Source organism: Mesorhizobium sp. M0870, assembly GCF_040319775.1.
In the GTDB taxonomy this organism is placed as follows: domain Bacteria; phylum Pseudomonadota; class Alphaproteobacteria; order Rhizobiales; family Rhizobiaceae; genus Mesorhizobium.
Genome location: NZ_JAMYOI010000042.1, coordinates 19,206 through 39,763, shown reverse-complemented (window position 1 = coordinate 39,763; position 20,558 = coordinate 19,206). Strand labels below are relative to the sequence as shown.

The following is a 20,558-nucleotide window of genomic DNA, read 5'->3' as shown; positions in this document are numbered from 1 at the left end:
GGAGACAGGGGATGGCCAGACGTGCGGGTGCGCGCCGGCGTGCGACTGACAGGATTTGGGCGGCGCCTTGCTTGCGCCGGTTGACGCGACCAGAGCGCGGCGTCGTCAATGCCGACGTTGCAGAGGCGGTTCCTGGGTCTATGCTTGGGAGATCAAACTCAGATCCGAGACAATCCGAGTTGCCTCATCCAAGATGATTTTTTGACAATCAATGTCGACATTTCTCTGAAGCCAAGGGCTTGATACCCTTGAGAGAAATGGCGCGAGTGACGGGGCTCGAACCCGCGACCTCCGGCGTGACAGGCCGGCACTCTAACCAACTGAGCTACACCCGCGCATGGCGAACACGTGTCAGCCGTGTTCGTCGTTGGGGCGCTGGATAAGGGGTTCGCCACCGGGTGTCAAGCGTGACAGGACAGCATAACAGCAAACAGGAGAAGGTTTTTTGACAGCCGGCGTTTTGTTGGCAAAACCGGCATCCAACCAGGGCGTCCTGCATTCATTTGGCCTTGCGAAGCGGACCCTGACCGCTTAAAGGTCCGGCCCGGAGCGGGCGATTAGCTCAGTTGGTAGAGCGCTTCGTTTACACCGAAGATGTCGGCGGTTCGAGCCCGTCATCGCCCACCATTCCATAGTCCATTCAAACTGTTGCCAGACACGGACCCGAGTCGTCTGGTTCGTGCTGCACTCAAGGCGGCAACAGACGGAAATCATTGCCCTCGGGCAGCAGCTGTCCGCCATCGACAACAATGGTCGTGCCGGTGATGTAGCTGGCATCGTCGGAGGCGAGGAACAGGAAGGCGTTGGCGACGTCGCGCGGGCTGCCGAGGCGGCCGAGCGGAATGGAGTCCTCCATGTTCTTGATGTAAGCCGCGCCGCGATGCAGCTCGATGGCTTCGGTCAGGATGTTGCCGGGCTCGACGCCGTTGACGGTGATGCCGTAGCCGGAGAATTCCAGTGCGGCGGCGCGGATGAAGCCGTTGATGCCGGCCTTGCTGGCCGAATAGTGGCCATGGCCCGGGCTGGTGACATGCGGGCCGGTAATGGACGAGGTGTAGAGCATGCGGCCGAAGCCTTGCGCCTTCATCGGCACCAGGGCCGCGCGGCTGGCATTGAAGGTGCCGCGCAGATTGACCGCCATGACGCGGTCCCAGTCATCAGTGCTGGTGTTCTCGATCAGCTGCCAGGGATAGATGCCGGCATTCTGCACGATGACGTCGAGGCGGCCATGGAGTTTGAGCGCCAGCGCCACGGCGGCCTCGGCGTCGCTCATTTGCGAGATGTCGGTGCGGATGAAGGGGACGCCCAACTCGCCAGCGGTGGCTTGCCCGGCCTCGACCTCGGTGTCGGCGAGCACCAGCCTCGCGCCTTCCTCGGCAAAGCGTAGCGCGATGCCCTTGCCGATGCCGCGGGCGCTGCCGATGATCAGCGCTACCTTGTCTTGTAACCGATTGGTCATGCGAGCCGTCCTGTCATGCGAGTCTTTGGCGAATGGTTTGCTTGAAGGCGTCGAGCAGCACGGCCGCCAGCACCAGCAGGCCGTGGATCACCTGGGTGAAATTGGCCGGCAGGCCCATCAAATTGATCGCCGTGTTGATGGCCGAGAGCAAAAGCACGCCGGCATAGACGCCGGGGAGGGTGCCGACACCGCCTTTCAGGCTGACCCCGCCGATGACGACCGCGGCGAACGCGTTGAACAGCAGGCCGACGCCGAGATTGGCGGTGGCGCCCGAGGTGCGGATCGCCAGCAGCCAGCCGGCAAGGCCGGCAATGGCGCCGGCGAGAACGAAGGCGATGATGAGATTGCGGTTGACGCGGATGCCGGCGCGGAAGGTCGCCGTCTCGTTGCCGCCGATCATCACCAGATGCCGGCCGAACGGCGTCTTGGCCATGATCAGCGAAAAGACGACGAAGCAGCCAACCGCGATCCAGGCGGTCAGCGGCAAGCCGATCAGGCGCTGGATGCCGAACCAGCGGATGGCCGGCGCCAGGTCCTGTGCCGAGCGGCCGCCTGACACGACCAGCACGAGGCCGCGCACCCAGATGTAGGACGCCAAGGTAATGATGAAGGCGCTCATCTTCACCTTGACCACCAGATAGCCGTTGAAGGCGCCGATGAGGCCGCCGACTGCCAGCGCCAGCAGCAGCGAAACCGGAACCATCAGCCATTCGGGATGCAGCTGCACGCCCATGCCGATGCCCGACGAGCAAAACAGGATGCCGACCGCCATGGCGCTGAGCGCTGCGACGGATTCGACCGACAGATCCATGTGGCCGGCGATGATCACCAGCGCCAGGCCGATCGACATGACGCCGAGCACGCTGGAAGCCTCGATGATGTTGGCGAAAATGCCGAGCTGAAAGTAGTTCGGGACGAAGATGGAGAAGACCACCAGCACGAACAGCAGCATGAACCAGACGAGGTTGTCGAGTACGAACTCCAGGGCTTTGCGTGTGCGCGGGTTCATGGGCTGATCCGGTTGGCGCCCCGCGAAATCAACTCGATTTCGTCGGGTTAAGGCGCGGATTCAAATTCGCCACGGCATCCTTTCGGACGCGGCGGTGTGAAGGGGCAGGCTCCGGGCCGTTACGGCCCGGAGCGCTTTCAATGACTATTCGACCGACTTGACGGTGTCCGTCGGCGGCTTCTGGTTGCCCCAGAAGGCCGGATTGTCGACGTTTTCCTTGGTGATGGCGGCACCGGGGATCTTGATGTTCGGACCCCAGGCTTCCTTGGTCACGGTCGATTTCAAGCCGAGCACGTCGTATTCACCGGGCTTGATCTCTTGCTTCTTGACGATCTTGTCCATGAACATGGCGACAGCCGCGGCCTGCGCGTAGAGCGGCTGCTCGATTTCGGCGTTGAGCCAGCCCTTGCGGATCAGGTCGAGGCCGACCGGAGCGCCGTTCGAGCTCATCAGCATGACGTCGCCCGGCTTCTTGCCGGCTGCCTCGAGCGAGGCGACGGCGGCGACCGAAAGGTGCGCGGCATGGCTGAAGATCAGGTCGATGTCGGGGTTTGCCAACATCTGGTCGGCAACGATTGTGCCGGCATTGCTGGCTTCCCATTGCATGGCCGGAAGCGAGATGATCTTGACGTCCGGAAACGCCTTCATCTTCTCCTCGAAGCCCTTCTGGATGTCGAGCGTATAGGGATCGCCGGGATCGCCGAGCACCTGCAGAACCTTGCCCTTCACCGAGCCGTTCTTGGCTTTCAGCAGCTTCTCGGCCTGGTCCGCGGCGACGTAGCCGATCTCGACCGTTCCGGCGACAGAGGTGAAGTCGGATGGCGTCGAGGTGATCTGGCGGTCGAACTCGACCACCGGGATGCCGGCGGCGCGGGCTGCCTCGATCGACGGTTTCAGTGCATTGAAGTCAACTGCCGCCAGGATGATGGCCGCCGGCTTCAGCGCGATGACATCGTTCATCTGCGATTGCTGGGCGTCGGTCTTGTTGTCGGCGTTCAGCGTCTTCATCTCGTAGCCGGTCTGCTTCAGGAACAGTTCCAGCGCGCTCACCGAGCCGGTCTGAAACTCGTCCAGCAGGGTCGGCACCATATAGTAGACGATACCCTTGGACTGGGCGAATGCCGGCGTGAGCGTGGCAAAGGCCAGTGCAAGGATACCGAAGACAGCAAGAAGTATTCGCTTCATGTCGTTCGCTCCTCTTAAGCCGGACCCCTCTTTGTCCCTCAGCCTGTCGGTCCGGCACCGGCAAGCGTCTCACCGGTGATCATGTTGATCACCGCATCGGGACTTGTTTTATTGCGTGCGACATCGCCGGCCACGACGCCTTGGCGGATCACCACGATCCGGTCGGCGACCTGAAAAGCCTGCTGCATGATATGGGTGATGATGACGACGCCGATGCCCTGGTTCGCCACCTGGCGGATCATGTCGAGGCCGCGCCGCGTCTGTTCGACCCCGAGCGCTGCGAACGGTTCGTCTAGCAGCACCAGCTTGCCGCCCCAATGCACGAACCGGTTGAGCTCGATGGCTTGCCGCTGGCCGCCCGAAAGGTGCTCGACATTGGCGCGCAGCGAGGGAATGCGGGTGCCGGCACTGGCCAGCGCCTTTCCGACGACGGCTTCCATGGCGCGCTCGTCGAGCACGGGAATGCCGAAAACCTGTCTGGTGATTTCGCGGCCCATGAAGAAATTGGCGACCACGTCGACATTGGTGCACAGCGACAGGTCCTGGTAGACGGTCTCGATGCCGGCTGCCTTGGCCTCTGCGGGCGACCGGGCAAGGAACTCCTTGCCCTCGAACAGCATTCGGCCGGAGGTCGGCTCCAGTCCGCCGGCGATAATCTTGACCAGTGTCGATTTGCCGGCGCCGTTGTCGCCCAGCAGCGCCACGACCTCGCCCTTGCCGATCGAGAAGCTGATGCCCTTGAGCGCTTCGATCGCGCCATAGTTCTTGGTGACGTTGTCGAGCACCAGCAGGGGTTCACTCATGCCGCAATCTCCCTGCCTTTGAGAAGGTCGCGCTCGCGTTCGCGTTCGGCCGCGAACATCTGCCCGAAGCGAGGTGACAGCACCCCGGAAACCGCAAGGGCGGCGGCGCCGCGCAGCACGGAATGCTGCCCGCCGCGTGCGACCACAACCCTGGGCGTCGTGCGGTCCTTGCGAGCCGAGACGGAGTTGTGCAGGCCTCCGGCCGAACCAGCCAGCATTTCGAGCAGGTCGGCGGACGCCAGCCCGCCGAGGATGACCGTCTCCGGGTCGAACAGGTTCTCGATGACGGCGACGGCGTTGTGAAAGATCGGTGCGACTTCGGCGACCCAATCCGCCTCGCTGCCGTTCCAGCGCCGGAGCGCCTCGAGCGACAAATATCTTTCGAGACAGCCGCTGTTGCCGCACGGGCAAGCCTCGCCGCCCGGAATAACGGGAATGTGCCCGATCTCGCCGGCATTTCCCCAGGCGCCGCGCAAGGCGCTGCCATCATGAACCATGACGCCGCCAAGGCCGACGCCGAAATAGAGATAGTAATATTCGGAAAACTGGGCGCCGAGGCCGTAGAGGCGCTCGCCCATGGCGGCTGCTGCCATATCGGTTTCAAAGAAGGCCGGCAATCCGGTGGAGGCCGCCAGCCGTTCGCGCAGCGCTACATCCTTCCAGCCGGTCATGGTGGTCGGCCCCACGAAACTCATGGACTCCACGTCGAATGGGCCGGGCAGGGCCATGCCGACGCCCAGCACCCGTCCGCCAGCCCGTAGTCTGGTCAATTCCACCACCATCGCCCCGATCAGCTCGAAGGCGTGGTCCGGCGTCGCATTTGGCGCCTCGCGGTAGATGCTCTCGATCACGTCGCCGCTCAGATTGATCAAGGCGGCGCTGATACCAAGCGGAGTGATGTGGATGCCGACGGCATAGCCCCCATCGGGGTTGATCCGGAGCGTCGCTGGCGGCAGGCCGCGCCCCTTCGGCTCTTCGCGCAGCGACAGGATGTAGCCCTGATCTTCCAGTTCGCGAACGATGGTCGACACCGTCTGGACGGTGAGGCCGACGCGCCGGGCGATCTCGCCGCGGGCGATCGGTCCATGCAGGCGGATGGACTCAAGCACGATGCGCCGGTTGTACGGCCGCCCGAACTCCTGATTGGTCCCCCGCAGTGCCATGATTGCGCCCCTTAGGAGAGCGCAGCTTTGCATTGCTTATTTATTCAGTCAAATGGAATTCAAAAATAAATTCACGACGAAGTTTTCCAGGGAAGGCCTTCGAGGACGTATTCGGTTCAGGACCTGCTCACACGCCGCCCTGGCTGATTGCCGCCATGTCGAAACCGTTTCAAAGGTGGGCGAACCCCGCGACCGTTGATCCGACAAAGCATGGAGCAAAGATGATCGAATTGCCGTTTGCCCGCGACGAGTACCAACAGCGGCTACGAAAAATCCGCACCGAGATGGCCAAGCGCGGTCTCGAGCTCCTTGTTGTCAACGACGTTGCCAACCAGCATTACATCACCGGCTATGATGGCTGGTCGTTCTATACGCCCCAGGTCGTGCTCGTGCCAATCGAAGAGGTCGAGCCGGTCTGGATCGGGCGCGCCATGGATGCGGCCGGCGGTCTTCTGACAGCCTGGATGAAGCCGGAAAACGTGGTTGGCTTCCCGGAAGACCATGTTCAGCGCGTCGATCGCCATCCGATGGACTGGATCGCAAACTGGATCGTCGCCAGGGGCTGGGGGAGCAGACATATCGGCATCGAACTCGAAGCCTATTATTTCTCCCCCAAGGCGCACGCCCGGCTTGTCGCCGGACTTCCCAACGCAAAATGGCACGATGCCGACCTGCTGGTGAACTGGATCCGCGCGGTCAAATCGGCGCCCGAGATCGCGTATTTGCGCAAGGCATCGACCCTGGCCGAAGCGGCCGTCACGCGGGCCTTCGAGGTGATTGCGCCGGGTGTTCGCGAATGCGATGCCATCGCCGCCATCCAGGCGGCGCAGATTGCGGGCAGCCCGGATTTTGCCGGCGACATCACCGCGCTTCCACCGACAATCCTCGGTGGCGAGAATGCCTCGGCGCCGCACATCATGTGGAGCGACAGGCGGTTCGGGGAAAACGAGACGATCGCGCTGGAACTTGCCGGCGTCTGCCGCCGCTATGCCGCCGGCCTCGCCAGGACCATGCAGCTTGGCAAGACGCCGACAAATGTTTCGGACACGGCAAAAGCGGTGATCGAGGGCATGGATGCGGTGCTCGACGCGGTCAGGCCGGGAACATCAGCCGAAGCCGTCGAAGCCGCCTGGCGCAAGGTCATCCAGCGCTACGGACTGAAGAAGGAATCGCGCATCGGCTACTCCATCGGGGTTGCCTATCCGCCGGATTGGGGCGAGCACACGATCAGCCTCAGGCCGGGCGACAAGACCGTGCTTGAACCGGGCAATGTCGTTCATTCCATCCTCGGCATGTGGATGGACGGCTGGGGCATCGAGATCAGCGAGACCATCCTGGTCACCGAAACCGGCCATGAGACCCTGACGAAGTTCCCGCGAGAGATCCATGTCAAATCCTGAGGGTTCGGCCACGGCGGGTGGTGTTGCGAAAACCGTGACGACCGATATCGCCGCCGGAATTCTCGATCGGATGATCGAGGTCCGCCGCCATCTGCACCGCAATCCCGAGCTCTCGAACCAAGAGGCCGGCACGCAGCGTTATCTCAGGCAGATGCTGGTGGATCAGGGGATTGCCGACATTCGCGACGTCGCCGGCTTTGGCCTTGCCGTCGATATTGTCGGCACCGGCAAGCCGTCAAATCGAAAGGTCGCCATTCGCGCCGACATCGATGCCTTGCCGATCGAGGAGGAGTCCGGCGTCGATTATGCATCGACGAATCCAGGCGTGATGCATGCCTGCGGCCACGACGCCCATGCATCGATGGCTTTCGCGGTCGCCGCGCATCTTCACCAGTCGCGGGACAGTTTTGGCGGCACCGTTCGCCTGATCTTCCAGCCGGCGGAGGAGGACGAACCGTCGGGCGGCAGGCGGGTGGTGGAAGAGGGGCTTCTCGACGATATCGACGCCGCCATCTGCGTCCACGTCGATCCGTACACACCGACCGGCAAGATCGCCGTCGGCTCCGGTCCCTACACTCTGGCCTGCGACACTTTCGATGTGGTCGTCATCGGCTCGGCGGCGCACGCGGCAAAACCGCATGAGGGTGTCGATGCGTTGGCCGTGGCTTGCTCCCTGGTGAGCGAATTGCAGAAGATCGTTTCGCGCGAGATCGACCCGTACGATCCGCTGGTGATTTCCGTGACGGCCATCAACGGCGGCAACGCCTACAATGTCACCGCCGGCAAGGTCACGTTGAAAGGCACCATCCGAAGCGGCAGCGACGCCACCCGCGAGCGGGCCTGGCACCGCGTTCGTACGATAGCCGATGGGGTAGCGACAAGCCACGGCGCGCGTGTCGAGGTCGACATCCACAAGGGCGAACCTGGTGTCGTCAACGATGTCGAGATGACCGAGCTGATTGCCGCCAGCGCCAAGGCCTGCATCGGTGCCGACAACGTCCTCAAAACGCCCGGATGGACGATCGCGGACGACTTTGGCTACTACAGCGAGAAACGCCCGTCGGTCTATTTTCGGCTGGGAATCCGCAACGAGGAGATCGGATCGGTGTTTCCGCTCCACCATGCCCGGTTTCGTGTCGACGAGGCCGCGCTGAAGGTCGGCGCGGCCACCCTGGTTGCGGCAGCGACGGCGTTTCTGTCGACGGGAGCGCCTTAGTCAGCCATCATGATGGTCATCGGCGCATGGGGCAGGAGCCCAGGATCGCTTACAGATACTGGGCGACCTTCTTGCCGACCGTGAGGAAGCGCAAGGGATCGATCGCTTCGCCATTGTGGCGGACTTCGTAGTGCAGATGCGGGCCGGTCGAGCGGCCGCTGCTGCCGGTCTTGCCGATGACGGCGCCGGCGTCCAGTTTCTCGCCAACGGTCACGTCGATCTCGCTGAGATGCCCGTAACGTGTCGCAAAACCATTGCCGTGGTCGACTTCCACCATGCGGCCATAGCCGCCGTTCCAGCCGGCCTTGGTGACGGTGCCGGGCGCGGTGACCTTGGCGGCCATGCCGATCGGCGCCCTGAAATCCATGCCGGAATGCAGTGCCGCGGTGCCGAGGATCGGGTCGGTGCGCACGCCGAACGGGCTGGTGACGGAGTGGCCCGGCGCGGGGTTGGTCAGCGGCAGCTGGCGCGCTTCCTTCTTGAGATGGTCGAGGGCGTCAAGCGCTTCGTCCAACTCCTTGACCTTGCTGTCGAACATCATCGAACTGTCGACCGGAATGAGCGGTCCGCCGACATCGCTGTCGCCCTTGCCGAAGTCGCTGTCGACGGGCAGTCCGGCCGCCTCGAGCGCCTGGGTGATGGCATCGGCGCTCTTGTAGGCATTGTCGGCAAGCGTGCTGATGCGGGTCAGTTGATCGCTCTCGATGGATCTCAGCGATTGGTTGATCGAAACGAAGAGCTTGTCGGCACGATCGGCGGCTGAAGCGCTAGGCAGCGGATCGGAGCGGGTCGACCACAGCGAGAACGGCCTTGTGTCGCCGGCGCCGGGATCGGCGCTCAGGCTGGCGACCGCATAATTCGTCGCGGGCTCCTTGATGCTGCCGGTCACTTCGGCGCGTTTGTCCGGCTTCGCAACCGCTGCCGGATATTCGGCCGGCGCTGCGCCGACTTCGCTCTCGGCGCGTTCGAGCAGCGGGCCAAGGCGGCCGTGACGCTGGCTCAGCTGGCTCTGCCGTTCAAGCAGTTCGCTGACCTTGGTTTCCATCAGCTGCTGGTCGAGTAACTGCCGGCTGGTGATGCGGTCGACCTGGGCGCGAAGCGCCGAAATTCGATCTTCATAGGCTTGTTGCATGCGCGCTTGGCGCGCAGTGGTGGCGCCGATCAAATCGTCGCGCAGGACGAGATAGGAGGTGGCCATGAGGTAACCTATGGCAATGGCGGCCAGCGCCGAGCCGATAAAGGCCGCCAGCCACGGCCGGATTGTGAAATGCCTGATCTCGTTGCCCCGGGCGATGATGACCGTATGGGGCTCCTTACGCCTGCCGAAGACTGCGGACTGACCGGTTACGTTCACGGGACCAAGCTTTCGTTTACGACACCACGACAGCTTGACTACACATTATTAAGGTTAACAAAGGCTTGCAGCGCCGACTTGTCCGCAGCGGTTGCCCGCCGGGCGTGCGTAAGGTTGTAAGGGAAACCGGGCCGGCCTCGCCGGCAAAATCTCAAAGCGCACGAACGGCCTCGAGCACCTCTTCCGCATGGCCCTTGACGCGGACCTTGCGCCAAATCCTGGCGATCCGCCCGTCGCGGCCGATCAGGAACGTCGCGCGCTCGACTCCCATATACTTGCGGCCATACATCGATTTCTCGACCCACAGATGGTAGGCCTCGATCACCTTGCGCTCCTCGTCGGCGGCGAGGTCGATGGTCAGATTGTACTTCGACTTGAACTTGTCGTGCTTCTTGACGGGGTCGGGCGACAGGCCGATCACCGCGGCGCCGGCCTTCTCGAACTCCGGCTTCAGCTGCGAGAAGCTGATCGCCTCCTGCGTGCAGCTTGTTGTGTCGTCCTGCGGATAGAAATAGAGCACGATGGGCTTGCCGGACGATGCGGCAAGGCTGACTGATCCGCCGCCGTCCCGCGGCAGGTCGAATTGCGGCGCGAGATCGCCTACGTCGAGGTCAGCCATACCGATGCCCTTGTTTGAGGTTACGCGCGAAGCCACACCGATATAGTGTCGGACGGGGATTCGTCCACGATCGAGTTCGTACAACGGAAAATTGCGTGGATCAGGAGCGACCGCAGCACGAGAAGATCCGGTTCAGGCGTGATGAGATCACCGACCTGGGGACCTTTCCGTCCGCCTGCCGTGTGCCGCCGCTCGGTCAGGCGTCGATCGGACGCGGTTTTCGCATCCTGTCGCGACTGTTCGCCGGTCTGGTCGCTTTCGTGCTGCTGGCCGCCATGCTCGTTTATCTGGTTGGCGCCTCCGGCATCGGAGCCGACCGGCTTCGCACCGAGGCGGAAACGGCGCTCGAGAAACTGGCGGGCGTCGATGTCAATGTCGCGGTCGGGCCTGCCCGCATCACGCTCGACGGTTCGAGTTTCATCGCGCTCCAGGTCAGCGACGTCAGCTTGAAGACATCGGACGGCAAGCCGATGGCCGATGCCGGCCGCGTGCGCTTCGGCGTGCGTCTGTTCCCGCTGCTGTGGGGAGATGTGCGGCTGACCAGCGCCAGGATCTCGGATGCCCGCATCGTCGTGGCTGCGATGCCGTCCGGCGGCGACTGGACCGCCGGCCTGCGCAATGCGGACGGCCTCATCGATCCGGAGAAGCTGTCCGCTGCGGTGTTCGGAAACATCAACCACGCACTCGATGCCGTGCGGGAGGATTCGCTGCGCCGGATCGACCTTCGCAATGTCGAATTCGTGCTGCCCGAAACCGGAGCGATCAAGCTCGTCAAGCTCACCGACGCCACCGTCGTGCAGTCAGGCCCGGGCGGCATGCAGTTCTCGTCCACGGCGGACATCGACGGCAGGACGGCTACCGTTGCCGCTTCCGCCTCCCGCGATATCGCGGCGCACCGCGTCACGGCACTGGATGCGAGCGTCGATCTGGCCGATACCGGCGACATGGCGGCCGCTGCCGGCAAGCTGGGAACCGTCGCGCTGAAGCTGACGGGATCGGAAGGGTTCGGCGCGAACGCATCGCGGCTGACGGCCGCTTTGTCGTCGACGGGTTCTGTCCTTGATCTCGGCACGCGAGGACTGCTGCCGGCGGACGTCGATATCAATGCGACGCTGGTTGCGGGCAGCAACAAGATCCAGGTCGACAGATTGCTGCTGAAGACCGGCCGCTCGACATTCGATTTCGCCGGGTCGATCGGGCCGAAGCCGGCAAGCGGAGCGGTGGGTGAAGAACCCTCCTATCGCTACGACCTGACCAGCGACGGGTCGTCGCTTGCGCCTTCGGAGTCGCCCGAGCCGGCGCTCACCTTCCTCGCCCGGATTGCCGGGGTCTACAATACGGTGAGCCACAAACTGGTCGCCGAGCAGATCGCGCTCCGGTCCGCCGGCTCCGGCGAGATGCTTGGCACCGCCGCCGTGGCGTTCGTCGACGGCAAAGTGCCGGGGATCAATCTGGCGTTCAACATCCACGACATGCAGGTCTCTCACGTCAAGCAGCTATGGCCGTGGTTTTCGGCGCGCAATGCCCGGCTGTGGGTGCTGGCCAATCTGTTCGGCGGCCGTGTTGTCGACGCCAACCTTCAGTTCCAGGTTGTGCCGGGCCGGCTTGGCAACGGCGTGCCGCTTTCGGCCGATGAGGTGTTCGGCCGCTTCCAGATCGAGGGATCGCGCTTCGACACCGCCGGCCGCATCCCGCCGATACGCGACGCGGTCGGTGTCGTCGGTTTCCACGGCAACGATGTCGATATCTCCCTGTCCTCGGGCACCGTCTACATGCCCAGCGGCCGCACCGTGGCGGCCAGCAACGGCACGCTGACGGTCAAGGCGGCCAACCGCCCGCCGGTCGTCGGCGCGCTCGATATCGACGTCGACGGCGAAGCGTCGGCCGTCGCCGAACTCGCATCCTACGAGCCGATCAACGCCATGCGCCATGTCGGCATTCTGCCGGAAGACCTGTCGGGCAGCGTCACCGGCCACGTCAAGGCTGATATTCCGCTGCAGTCGGGCGTCGACAGTTCGAAGCTCGATTGGCTGGTGTCGCTCGACTACACCGGTATGTCCTTGGCCAAGCCCTTCGAGGGCCAGATCGTGACGGATGCCGACGGTTCGATCACGGTCGATCCGGAGAAGGCGGTGATCTCCGCCAAGGCATTGCTGAACGGCATTCCGGCCGAACTCGATCTGGTAGAGCCGCTCGCGGATGACGGGCCGGCGCGCAGCCGCAAGGTGGCTCTGGTGCTTGACGACAAGATCCGCGCCGCCGCCATGCCCGGCCTGAAGCCGCTGCTTGCCGGAACGGTAAAGGTGGCGATCGACAAGAACGGCAGCGGCGACCAGAACGTCTCGGCCGACCTGACCAACGCCAGGCTGGACATTCCCTGGGCGGGCTGGAGCAAGGGGGCAGGGGTCCCCGCCAAGGTCACCTTCGTCATGACCAGGTCCGGCGAGACCATGACGCTGTCCGATTTCGACCTCGACGGAAAGACGTTCTCCGTCGACGGCAGCATCGTGCTGGTCAATGGCGCCTTGTCGTCGGCGCGGTTCAGCAAGGTCACCTTGAACAGGGGCGACGACGTTGCCGTGTCGGTGAAGCGGTCCGGCAAGGGCTATGCGGTCGACATATCGGGCAACGCGCTCGATGCCCGCTCGCTCATCAAGCAGTTCATTTCGGACGTCGACACGGCTACCAAGACCACCGGTTCCGATGCCATTTCCGTCAGCGCCGATGTCGACCGGCTGACCGGTTTCCACGACGAGCAATTGTCCAATCTGAAGCTCGACTACAGCGCGGCCGGCTCGCGGGTGAACGGGCTGAAGGTCAGCGCCACGGCCAGTTCAGGTGCGGCCATATCAATCAGCAACACCACCGGCGCCGGCCGGCGCACGCTCAACATGCAGTCCGCCGACGCCGGCGCCATTCTGAGATTCCTCAACATCTACGAGCATATGGAAGGCGGCGCGATCACGCTCGCACTGGCCGGGCCGAGCGACGGATCGCTCAAGGGCAAGGTCGACACCAGCAACTTTTTCGTCGTCAACGAACCGAAACTCGCCTCCATCGTCTCGACCACGCCGGCCGGCGACAACCGCAGCCTCAATCAGGCGGTCAAGGGCAAGCTGGACACATCGCGGGTGAAGTTCGAACGCGGCTACGCCGAGATCGACAAGGGCAGCGGCTATCTGAAACTGGCCAATGGCGTGCTGCGCGGACCGCGCATCGGGACGACGTTCCAGGGCACGCTCTACGACCAGAACAACAACATGGACATGACCGGCACGTTCATGCCGGTCTATGGCCTCAATCGCATCTTCGGCGAACTGCCCATCGTTGGCGCGCTGCTCGGCAATGGTCGCGACCGTGGCCTGATCGGTGTCACTTACCGGCTCAAGGGCAATGCCAACAAGCCGCTGCTGGACATCAATCCGCTGTCGGTGATCGCGCCTGGAATATTCAGGTCGATCTTCGAGTACCGGTGATCGAGTTCAGACTGGCCGCACCAGAATGTGTTTTTTCTTTCCCAAAGACAGCTTTGCGATGTTTTCCGGACTCAAATCCTTTGATGTCACCAGGCGGCGCTCGTCGCTCACCGGCTCGTCGTTCAGGCGCACGGCACCGCCCTGCACATGCCGCCGCGCTTCGCCGTTCGATGCCGCCAGTCCGGCAGTGACCAGCAGCGACAGGATACCGACGCCGGTTTCAAGCGCCGTTTTGTCGACCTCGACGGTCGGTAGCGACTCCGCGAGCGCGCCTTCCTCGAACGTCTTGCGCGCCGTATCGCTGGCTTGCTCGGCGGCTGCACGGCCGTGCAGCAGGGCGGTGATCTCGGTGGCGAGGATCTTCTTGGCCTCATTGATCTCGGATCCGCCGAGCTGTTCGAGCCGCGCCACCTCGTCCAGCGGCAGCGTCGTGTAGAGCTTCAGGAAGCGGGCGACGTCGGCATCCTCGGTGTTGCGCCAGTACTGCCAGAATTCGTAGGGGCTCAGCATCTCCGCATCGAGCCAGACCGCGCCCGAAGCCGACTTGCCCATCTTGGCGCCCGACGAGGTGGTGAGCAGCGGCGTCGTCAGCGCATAGAGCTGCGCATCCTCCATGCGGCGGCCGAGATCGATGCCGTTGATGATATTGCCCCACTGGTCGGAGCCGCCCATCTGCAGGCGGCAGCCGAGACGCTTGTAGAGCTCGACGAAATCATAGGCCTGCAGGATCATGTAGTTGAATTCGAGGAACGACAGCGACTGCTCGCGATCGAGCCGCAACTTGACGGAATCGAACGCCAGCATGCGGTTGACGGAAAAGTGACGGCCGACATCGCGGAGGAAATTGACGTAGTTGATCTCCATCAGCCAGTCGGCGTTGTTGACCATGATGGCGTCGTTCGGACCGCTGCCGAATTTGAGGTAGGGCATGAAGTTGCGGCGGATGCCGGCTAGATTGTCTTCGATGTCCTGCGGGGTCAAAAGCTTGCGCGCCTCGTCCTTGAAGGACGGGTCGCCGATCATCGAGGTGCCGCCGCCCATCAACGCGATCGGCCGATGACCCGTCTGCTGCAGCCAGTGCAGCATCATGATCTGGATCAGCGAGCCGGCGTGCAGGCTCTTGGCGGTGGCGTCGAAGCCGATATAGGCCGTCACCGTCTCCTTGGCGAAGATATTGTCGAGGCCGGCATCATCCGAAGTCTGGTGGATGAAACCGCGCTCGCTCATCGTGCGCAGGAAATCGGATTTGAAGGCGGACATTGTTTCTTTCCCGAAAGCGCCGGCCGCTGTGGCTCGGATGTGCATGAACGCGGGCGTTTAGCATCCAAGCGCGATCAGCAAAAGTGGTATCCGGTTTTGCGTCTGATCGCGCGCCAGACAAAGGTCCAGCGATCAGCAAAAGCGGGTTCCTGTTTTGGTGCCCACGCGGATGGCGTTTGCGAATCCTTGCTTCGTCGTTTGGGCTGGCGTATTGAGGCGCCGCGCAGGGGCAGGGCCTGAGGCGCCGCGACGGGGCCATCCCGCAGATCAGATCCGGAAAGCTCCGCGATGAACAGGAACTATCTCTTTCTCTTTCTGTTCAGCGTGCTGATGACATTCAGCGGACTGGCGAGCCTTCCACCCGTCGACCGGGACGAATCCCGTTTTGTCCAGGCCACCAAGCAGATGGTCGAAACCTCCGACTATGTCGACATCCGTTTTCAGGATGCCTCGCGCTACAAGAAGCCGATCGGCATCTACTGGCTGCAATCGGCGGCCGTGGCGCTGAGCGGCGAGGGGGCGGCGGCGCCGATCTGGGTCTACCGCCTCGTCTCCATGCTTGGCATTGCCTTGGCCGTCGTCGGCATTGCCTGGACAGGCACCAAGCTGTTCGGGGCCAATGCCGGTCTCGCCGCCGGCCTGATAATGGCGGCTATCTTCGCCACAGCCTTCGAGGGCCGTGACGCCAAGACCGACGCCATGCTGCTGGCCTGCTGCGTGGCGGCGCAAGGCGCGCTCGCCCAGATTTATCTGGCATCGCGCCGCAACGAACCGGTGGCCGCCCATTTGCCGTGGATCTTCTGGGCGGCTCAAGGCCTCGGAATCCTTATCAAGGGGCCGGTGGCTCCGCTCCTGTCGGTGCTGACGGTCGCCGCCCTGTTTGCCTTCGAGCGCGACTGGCGCTGGCTCCTGAAGCTGAAGCTCGTGCGCGGTGTCGCTCTGGTGGTGCTCATCGTGTTGCCCTGGGTGGCCCTCATCACCTGGAAGAGCGGCTGCGCCTTTCTCAGTGATGCCGTCGGCAAGGACATGATGGCCAAGGTCGCCTCGGGCGAGGAATCGCACGGCCTGCCGCCGGGCTTCTACATGCTGACCTATTCCTTGTTCATGTGGCCGTTCGGTCTGATCGCGGTCGGCGCCGGGCTGCAGGCCCTCAACCGTCTGCGCGACGATCCGCGGTTGCGTTTCTGCCTGGCCTGGTACATTCCGTTCTGGCTGGTGTTCGAGCTGATCCCGACCAAGCTGCCGCACTATGTCCTGCCGGCCTATCCCGGCATGGCGCTGCTGATCGGCTGGCTGCTGACCTTGCCGCCGCAGGAGGCGAATGCGCCGCTCAGGCGCTGGCAGGATTGGTTGTGGTGGTCGACCGCATTCGGTCTTGCCGTGGTCAGCCTTGGCCTGGCGGCGGTCTGCGTCGGAGCGCCGATCTACCTCACCGGCACCTTCTCCTGGTGGAGCATTCCGGCCGCCGCGGCAGCACTGGGGGCGGGCTACCTTGCCTTCTCGCGGGAGTTGCAGGTTCCGCTTCCTCGCATCGGCGCCGTCGCGGCTTGCGCGGGCATCACCTATGGGCTGTTGTTCGGCGTCATCGCGCCTTCGCTGAAGCCGATCTGGCTGAGCCCGGCGATCGAGGCGGCGTTCCAGGCCAACAGGCCTTGCGACACCACGGTGCTCGCTTCGGCGGAATATCACGAGCCGAGCCTGGTGTTCCTGGTCGGCACCAAGACCGTCCTGACCGATGTCGATGGCGTCGCCAAGCATCTGCTCGGCGATCCTGCCTGCGCCCTGGCGCTGGCGCAGGTCGGCGACGAGCAGAAACTGAATGGGCTGCTGGCGGCGCAAGGCAAGTCGGCGAACCGCGTTGCCGAGGTCGACGGCCTCAACTATTCATCGGGAGACAAGCTGTCGCTCGGCCTCTATCGTGTAACCCAGTGACGGCTCGCCGATGCCCATGACGGCAACAATGGGGTCGAATTTCCTATGCTGGTGAAATCACGCCCGCCCGTTTCGAGCCTGCTCCTTGGGGTAGGGCGCCGGTCGCTCGACAATTTTCGCGATACGATGCAGATCGCCAAAAGCCGCCTTGCCACCCGTCCGGCCAGATACCCGAACGTTTTGTGGTCGGTCTGGGTGCTGGTCTGGATTTTGCTGACGGCGGCAGCGTTTGTTCGTCTCGACACTCCGGCCGGAATGCTTCACGGCAAGTGGTCGGCGGGATTTGCCCGGACTGCCGACTTTTTCACCCAGTTCGGCCTGGGTGGCTGGTATCTCATTCCGTCGGCGCTTCTGCTTGTCGCCGCGAACCTGACGGATTGGCGAAGCCTCTCCCGGCGCTCGCTGATGCTCCTCTACAACTGGACCTGCCTGGCTTTTCTGGTGCTGTGCGCCACCGGCCTGTCGGGAATCGCCGTCAATGTGCTGAAATATGCGATTGGCCGGGCTCGCCCGCTCTATTACGAGGACTTTGGCGTGCTTACCCTGCACCCCTTCGCTTTCGATGCGCGCTTCGCCGGCTTTCCATCCGGCCATGGTACGACGATGGGCGCGGTGTTCGGGGTCGCTTTGCTGTTGTTTCCGCGGCGCTGGTACATCGCCCTGGCGATCACTGCCTGCATCGCCTCGACCCGTATCTTCGTTGGCGCGCACTATCCCAGCGACACCGTCGCCGGCTTCGGCCTTGGCTGCGGTTTCGCGCTGGCCTGCGGGCTGGTCTTTGCCCGGCTCGGCTTCATCTTCCGGCCGATGCCTTCGGGACTGCCGGTCCGCAAGACAACGTTTTGGCTGATCGGACCGACAAGGAAGGCTGCCTGAGCATCCGAAGTTCAGTTGCCGTCCAGCCCGCCATAGGATCTGACTAGGCCGGCCATGCCGGGCGACTGGTGGTCTTCGCTTTCCAGCCCTTGGGCAACGCCGACGCGATCGGCCACAGGCCGGTTCTGGCTGACCTTCCACTTGCCGTGGATTTCGCTGATCTCGATTTCCAGCCCGATAATGCCTTTGATCTGCGACTGGATGAACGGCTCCGGCGCGTCGGTCACTGCCCAGGGCGCTTGGCGAGCGCCTTCCTGCGACGCCGTCAGATCGGCGATCTGCTGCGCCAGCCAATCCTGGTCATCCATCACCTTGACTGTGCCGCGAACCTGCACGATGGCATAATTCCAGGTCGGCACCACCTTGCCGGTCTCGCGCTTGGTCTCGTACCAGGACGGCGTCACATAGGCATCGCTGCCCTGGAAGACGATCAATACCGGTGAAGCCGGATTGTCGGCCAGCAGGCGCCATTGCGGGTTGGCCCGCGCCAGATGGGCGCGCAGCCTGCCGTTAGGCCCGATTTCCGCGTCGAGCAGGAACGGGACAGCGTTGGCGACCGGCCCATCGGACCCGTTGGAAATCAACAGGCCCAGCGGATGCGTCCGGATCAGCCCGTGCAGGATTTCCGGCCGCGTTTCCCTGAAATGAGGAGGCTCGTACATCGCCGTCCGTTCTTTTCTTGTTTATCTCAGCCGCTTCGGACGCGGATCCGACAATTCGCCGGCCAGCCGGCGGTCGAGATAGTCGGCGCATTCCTCGAGCAGCAGGTCGGCATCGTTGGCGAAGAAATGGTTGGCGCCGGGCAACGTCTTTTGCGTGATGGTGATGCCCTTCTGCGTGTGCAGCTTGTCGACCAGGCCCTGCACATCCTTCGGCGGCGCCACCTTGTCGGCATCGCCATGGATGATCAGGCCCGATGACGGGCAGGGCGCCAGGAACGAGAAATCATAGGTGTTGGGCTGCGGCGCGATCGAGATGAAGCCTTCGATCTCCGGCCGGCGCATCAGAAGCTGCATCCCGATCCAGGAGCCGAAGGAGTAGCCGGCGACCCAGCAGCTCTTGGAATCGGGATGCAGCGACTGCACCCAATCCAGCGCCGCGGCGGCATCCGACAACTCGCCGGTGCCGTGGTCGAATTCGCCCTGACTGCGGCCGATGCCGCGGAAATTGAAGCGCAGCGTGGTGAAATCCCGCTTCTGGAACATGTAGAAGAGGTCGTAGACGATCTTGTTGTTCATCGTGCCGCCGAATTGCGGATGCGGGTGCAGGACGATGGCAATCGGCGCGCTTTTTTCCTTGGAAGGCTGATAGCGACCCTCCAGGCGGCCGGCAGGACCGGTGAAAATGACCTCAGGCATAAAATACTCCACTTGGTAATACGAACGCGCGGTGCCTGGAACGTTTCCTCTGGCCTTGACGCAGGGCGAGCGTCTTCTTAGAAGCTAGTTTAGAATTGTTCAAAACTGGGTGGCAAGACATCGAGCCCGGCCACCCGCGCCGCAAGCCGCGTAAATAGGACGGCTCGCCTTGGAATTTCAAGGAAATAACGCCATACGACATCGGAATGGCTTCTGACGGGACTTGACGGACGAAAATGGCCGCAAAACGCGCCTATCTCGATTATAATGCCAGTGCGCCGCTGCTTGCCGCGGCCCGCGAGGCTATGGTCGCGGCGCTTGACGTCGCCGCCAATCCGTCATCGGTTCACGCCGAGGGGCGTGCGGCCCGCCGCCTGATCGAGACCGCCAGGCGTGACGTGGCGGCGCTCGTCAACGCCAAGGCGGAGCATATCGTGTTCACCTCCGGTGCGACGGAAGCAGCCTCGACGCTGCTGTCACCAGACTGGCGGATGGGGCGCGGCACCGTGCGCATGAGCCGGCTTTACGTGTCCGAGGCCGATCATCCCTGCCTGTTGAATGGCGGACACTTCCCGGCAGCGCAGGTTACCCGGATCGGTGTCGACGCCAACGGCATCGCCGATCTCGGCGCCTTGGCATCGGTGCTCGGCGGTCATGACAAGAGCGAAGGCCTGCCGCTGGTCGCCATCCACACCGCCAACAACGAAACCGGCGTCATCCAGCCGATCGATCGCATCGCCGGGATTGTCAAGGCGGCGGGCGGTATCCTCATTGTCGACACCGTGCAGGCCGCCGGGCGTGTTTCGATCGATCTATCAGCTGGTTACGCCGATTATCTGATTCTGTCCTCGCACAAGATCGGCGGTCCCAAGGGCGTCGGCGCCATGGTCGCGGCTTCGGATCTGATGATGCCGAAGCCGCTGGTCACTGGCGGTGGCCAGGAAAAGGGCCATCGCGGCGGCACTGAAAACCTCGCTGCCATTGCCGGTTTTGGCGCGGCCGCCCGCGAGGCCCTTGCCGGATTGCCGGCCATGGATGCGGTGCGCCGGCGCCGCGACGAGATCGAGGCCATCGTGAAAACGCTGGTGCCGGACGCGGAAATCTTCGGAACCGGTGCGCCAAGGCTTGCCAATACGGCATTCTTCGCTATTGCGGGCGTCAAAGCCGAAACCGCGCAGATCGCCTTCGATCTGGCCGGTGTGGCGCTGTCGGCCGGCTCTGCCTGTTCGTCTGGCAAGGTCGGACCGAGCCATGTGCTGAAAGCCATGGGATACGGCGACAGTCTCGGCGCCTTGCGGGTGTCCATCGGACCGGCGACCGGCGCGGAAGACGTTGAGCTTTTCCGCACCGCGCTTGCGGGTATTGCCGCACGTAGGGCGGATAGAGAACGGGCCGCGTAGCGGTTGGACGAATTTGGGCCTTTCGGCCTGGTAGAGCCGTGCGTTTCA

16 protein-coding genes and 2 tRNA genes are annotated in these 20,558 nt (G+C 63.4%); 7 read left to right on the top strand and 11 right to left on the bottom strand.

The features are described from left to right. Positions 1–258: 258 nt before the first annotated feature. A tRNA-Asp gene (locus NKH97_RS30795) sits at positions 259–335 on the bottom strand. 216 nt (positions 336–551) lie between these two features. Here NKH97_RS30795 and NKH97_RS30790 point away from each other — a divergent pair. Next, positions 552–627 (top strand) — tRNA-Val (locus tag NKH97_RS30790). 61 nt (positions 628–688) lie between these two features. On the opposite strand, the gene NKH97_RS30785 is transcribed toward NKH97_RS30790, so the two are convergent. From NKH97_RS30785 to NKH97_RS30765, 5 genes are all read right to left on the bottom strand, one after another. Next, on the bottom strand, positions 689–1,459 hold the full coding sequence (locus NKH97_RS30785) for an SDR family oxidoreductase (protein ID WP_023810299.1): 771 nt from the start codon (positions 1,457–1,459) through the stop codon (positions 689–691). Positions 1,460–1,472: 13 nt separating this feature from the next. Then, positions 1,473–2,468, bottom strand: a complete 996-nt coding sequence (locus NKH97_RS30780) for an ABC transporter permease (RefSeq protein WP_023810300.1) — start codon at positions 2,466–2,468, stop codon at positions 1,473–1,475. A gap of 144 nt (positions 2,469–2,612) precedes the next feature. Beyond that, complete coding sequence (locus tag NKH97_RS30775) at positions 2,613–3,653, bottom strand: sugar ABC transporter substrate-binding protein (protein ID WP_013532176.1); 1,041 nt, start codon at positions 3,651–3,653, stop codon at positions 2,613–2,615. Positions 3,654–3,691: 38 nt separating this feature from the next. Next, complete coding sequence (locus NKH97_RS30770; RefSeq protein ID WP_128305438.1) at positions 3,692–4,456, bottom strand: ATP-binding cassette domain-containing protein; 765 nt, start codon at positions 4,454–4,456, stop codon at positions 3,692–3,694. Beyond that, a complete protein-coding gene (locus NKH97_RS30765) occupies positions 4,453–5,619 on the bottom strand; it encodes an ROK family transcriptional regulator (protein ID WP_128305437.1) in 1,167 nt (388 codons plus the stop codon). Before NKH97_RS30765 ends, NKH97_RS30770 begins: the two co-directional genes overlap by 4 nt. 221 nt (positions 5,620–5,840) lie before the next feature. On the opposite strand from NKH97_RS30765, the gene NKH97_RS30760 reads away from it, so the two are divergent. Beyond that, the gene (locus NKH97_RS30760; RefSeq protein WP_128305436.1) at positions 5,841–7,019 is read left to right on the top strand and encodes a M24 family metallopeptidase; all 1,179 of its coding nucleotides are present in this window, start codon (positions 5,841–5,843) and stop codon (positions 7,017–7,019) included. Next, complete coding sequence (locus NKH97_RS30755) at positions 7,006–8,235, top strand: M20 metallopeptidase family protein (protein ID WP_352610545.1); 1,230 nt, start codon at positions 7,006–7,008, stop codon at positions 8,233–8,235. The genes NKH97_RS30760 and NKH97_RS30755 overlap by 14 nt, the downstream gene beginning before the upstream one ends. 49 nt (positions 8,236–8,284) lie before the next feature. Here NKH97_RS30755 and NKH97_RS30750 read toward each other — a convergent pair whose 3' ends face one another. Both NKH97_RS30750 and NKH97_RS30745 read right to left on the bottom strand, forming a co-directional pair. Continuing rightward, complete coding sequence (locus tag NKH97_RS30750; RefSeq protein ID WP_128305434.1) at positions 8,285–9,589, bottom strand: M23 family metallopeptidase; 1,305 nt, start codon at positions 9,587–9,589, stop codon at positions 8,285–8,287. A 151-nt stretch (positions 9,590–9,740) separates the two neighbouring features. Then, positions 9,741–10,208 (bottom strand): peroxiredoxin, encoded by a 468-nt coding sequence (locus tag NKH97_RS30745; RefSeq protein ID WP_128305433.1) that lies wholly within the window; start codon positions 10,206–10,208, stop codon positions 9,741–9,743. A gap of 95 nt (positions 10,209–10,303) precedes the next feature. Here NKH97_RS30745 and NKH97_RS30740 point away from each other — a divergent pair, with 95 nt between their 5' ends. Beyond that, positions 10,304–13,684 (top strand): hypothetical protein, encoded by a 3,381-nt coding sequence (locus NKH97_RS30740; protein ID WP_352799570.1) that lies wholly within the window; start codon positions 10,304–10,306, stop codon positions 13,682–13,684. Between the two features lie 6 nt (positions 13,685–13,690). Here NKH97_RS30740 and tyrS read toward each other — a convergent pair whose 3' ends face one another. Next, positions 13,691–14,944: a tyrosine--tRNA ligase gene (gene tyrS / locus NKH97_RS30735; protein ID WP_352610547.1), complete on the bottom strand. Its 1,254-nt coding sequence runs from the start codon at positions 14,942–14,944 to the stop codon at positions 13,691–13,693. A gap of 288 nt (positions 14,945–15,232) precedes the next feature. Here tyrS and NKH97_RS30730 point away from each other — a divergent pair, with 288 nt between their 5' ends. Beyond that, the gene (locus tag NKH97_RS30730) at positions 15,233–16,876 is read left to right on the top strand and encodes an ArnT family glycosyltransferase (protein ID WP_352610548.1); all 1,644 of its coding nucleotides are present in this window, start codon (positions 15,233–15,235) and stop codon (positions 16,874–16,876) included. A gap of 45 nt (positions 16,877–16,921) precedes the next feature. Next, a complete protein-coding gene (locus NKH97_RS30725) occupies positions 16,922–17,752 on the top strand; it encodes a phosphatase PAP2 family protein (RefSeq protein WP_352610549.1) in 831 nt (276 codons plus the stop codon). A gap of 11 nt (positions 17,753–17,763) precedes the next feature. On the opposite strand, the gene NKH97_RS30720 is transcribed toward NKH97_RS30725, so the two are convergent. Together NKH97_RS30720 and NKH97_RS30715 are read right to left on the bottom strand one after the other, a co-directional pair. After that, the gene (locus tag NKH97_RS30720; RefSeq protein ID WP_352440138.1) at positions 17,764–18,414 is read right to left on the bottom strand and encodes an FMN-binding negative transcriptional regulator; all 651 of its coding nucleotides are present in this window, start codon (positions 18,412–18,414) and stop codon (positions 17,764–17,766) included. A 21-nt stretch (positions 18,415–18,435) separates the two neighbouring features. Continuing rightward, on the bottom strand, positions 18,436–19,110 hold the full coding sequence (locus NKH97_RS30715) for an alpha/beta hydrolase (protein WP_023669128.1): 675 nt from the start codon (positions 19,108–19,110) through the stop codon (positions 18,436–18,438). Between the two features lie 236 nt (positions 19,111–19,346). On the opposite strand from NKH97_RS30715, the gene NKH97_RS30710 reads away from it, so the two are divergent. After that, a complete protein-coding gene (locus NKH97_RS30710) occupies positions 19,347–20,510 on the top strand; it encodes a cysteine desulfurase family protein (protein ID WP_352610550.1) in 1,164 nt (387 codons plus the stop codon). The last annotated feature ends 48 nt before the right edge of the window (positions 20,511–20,558 follow it).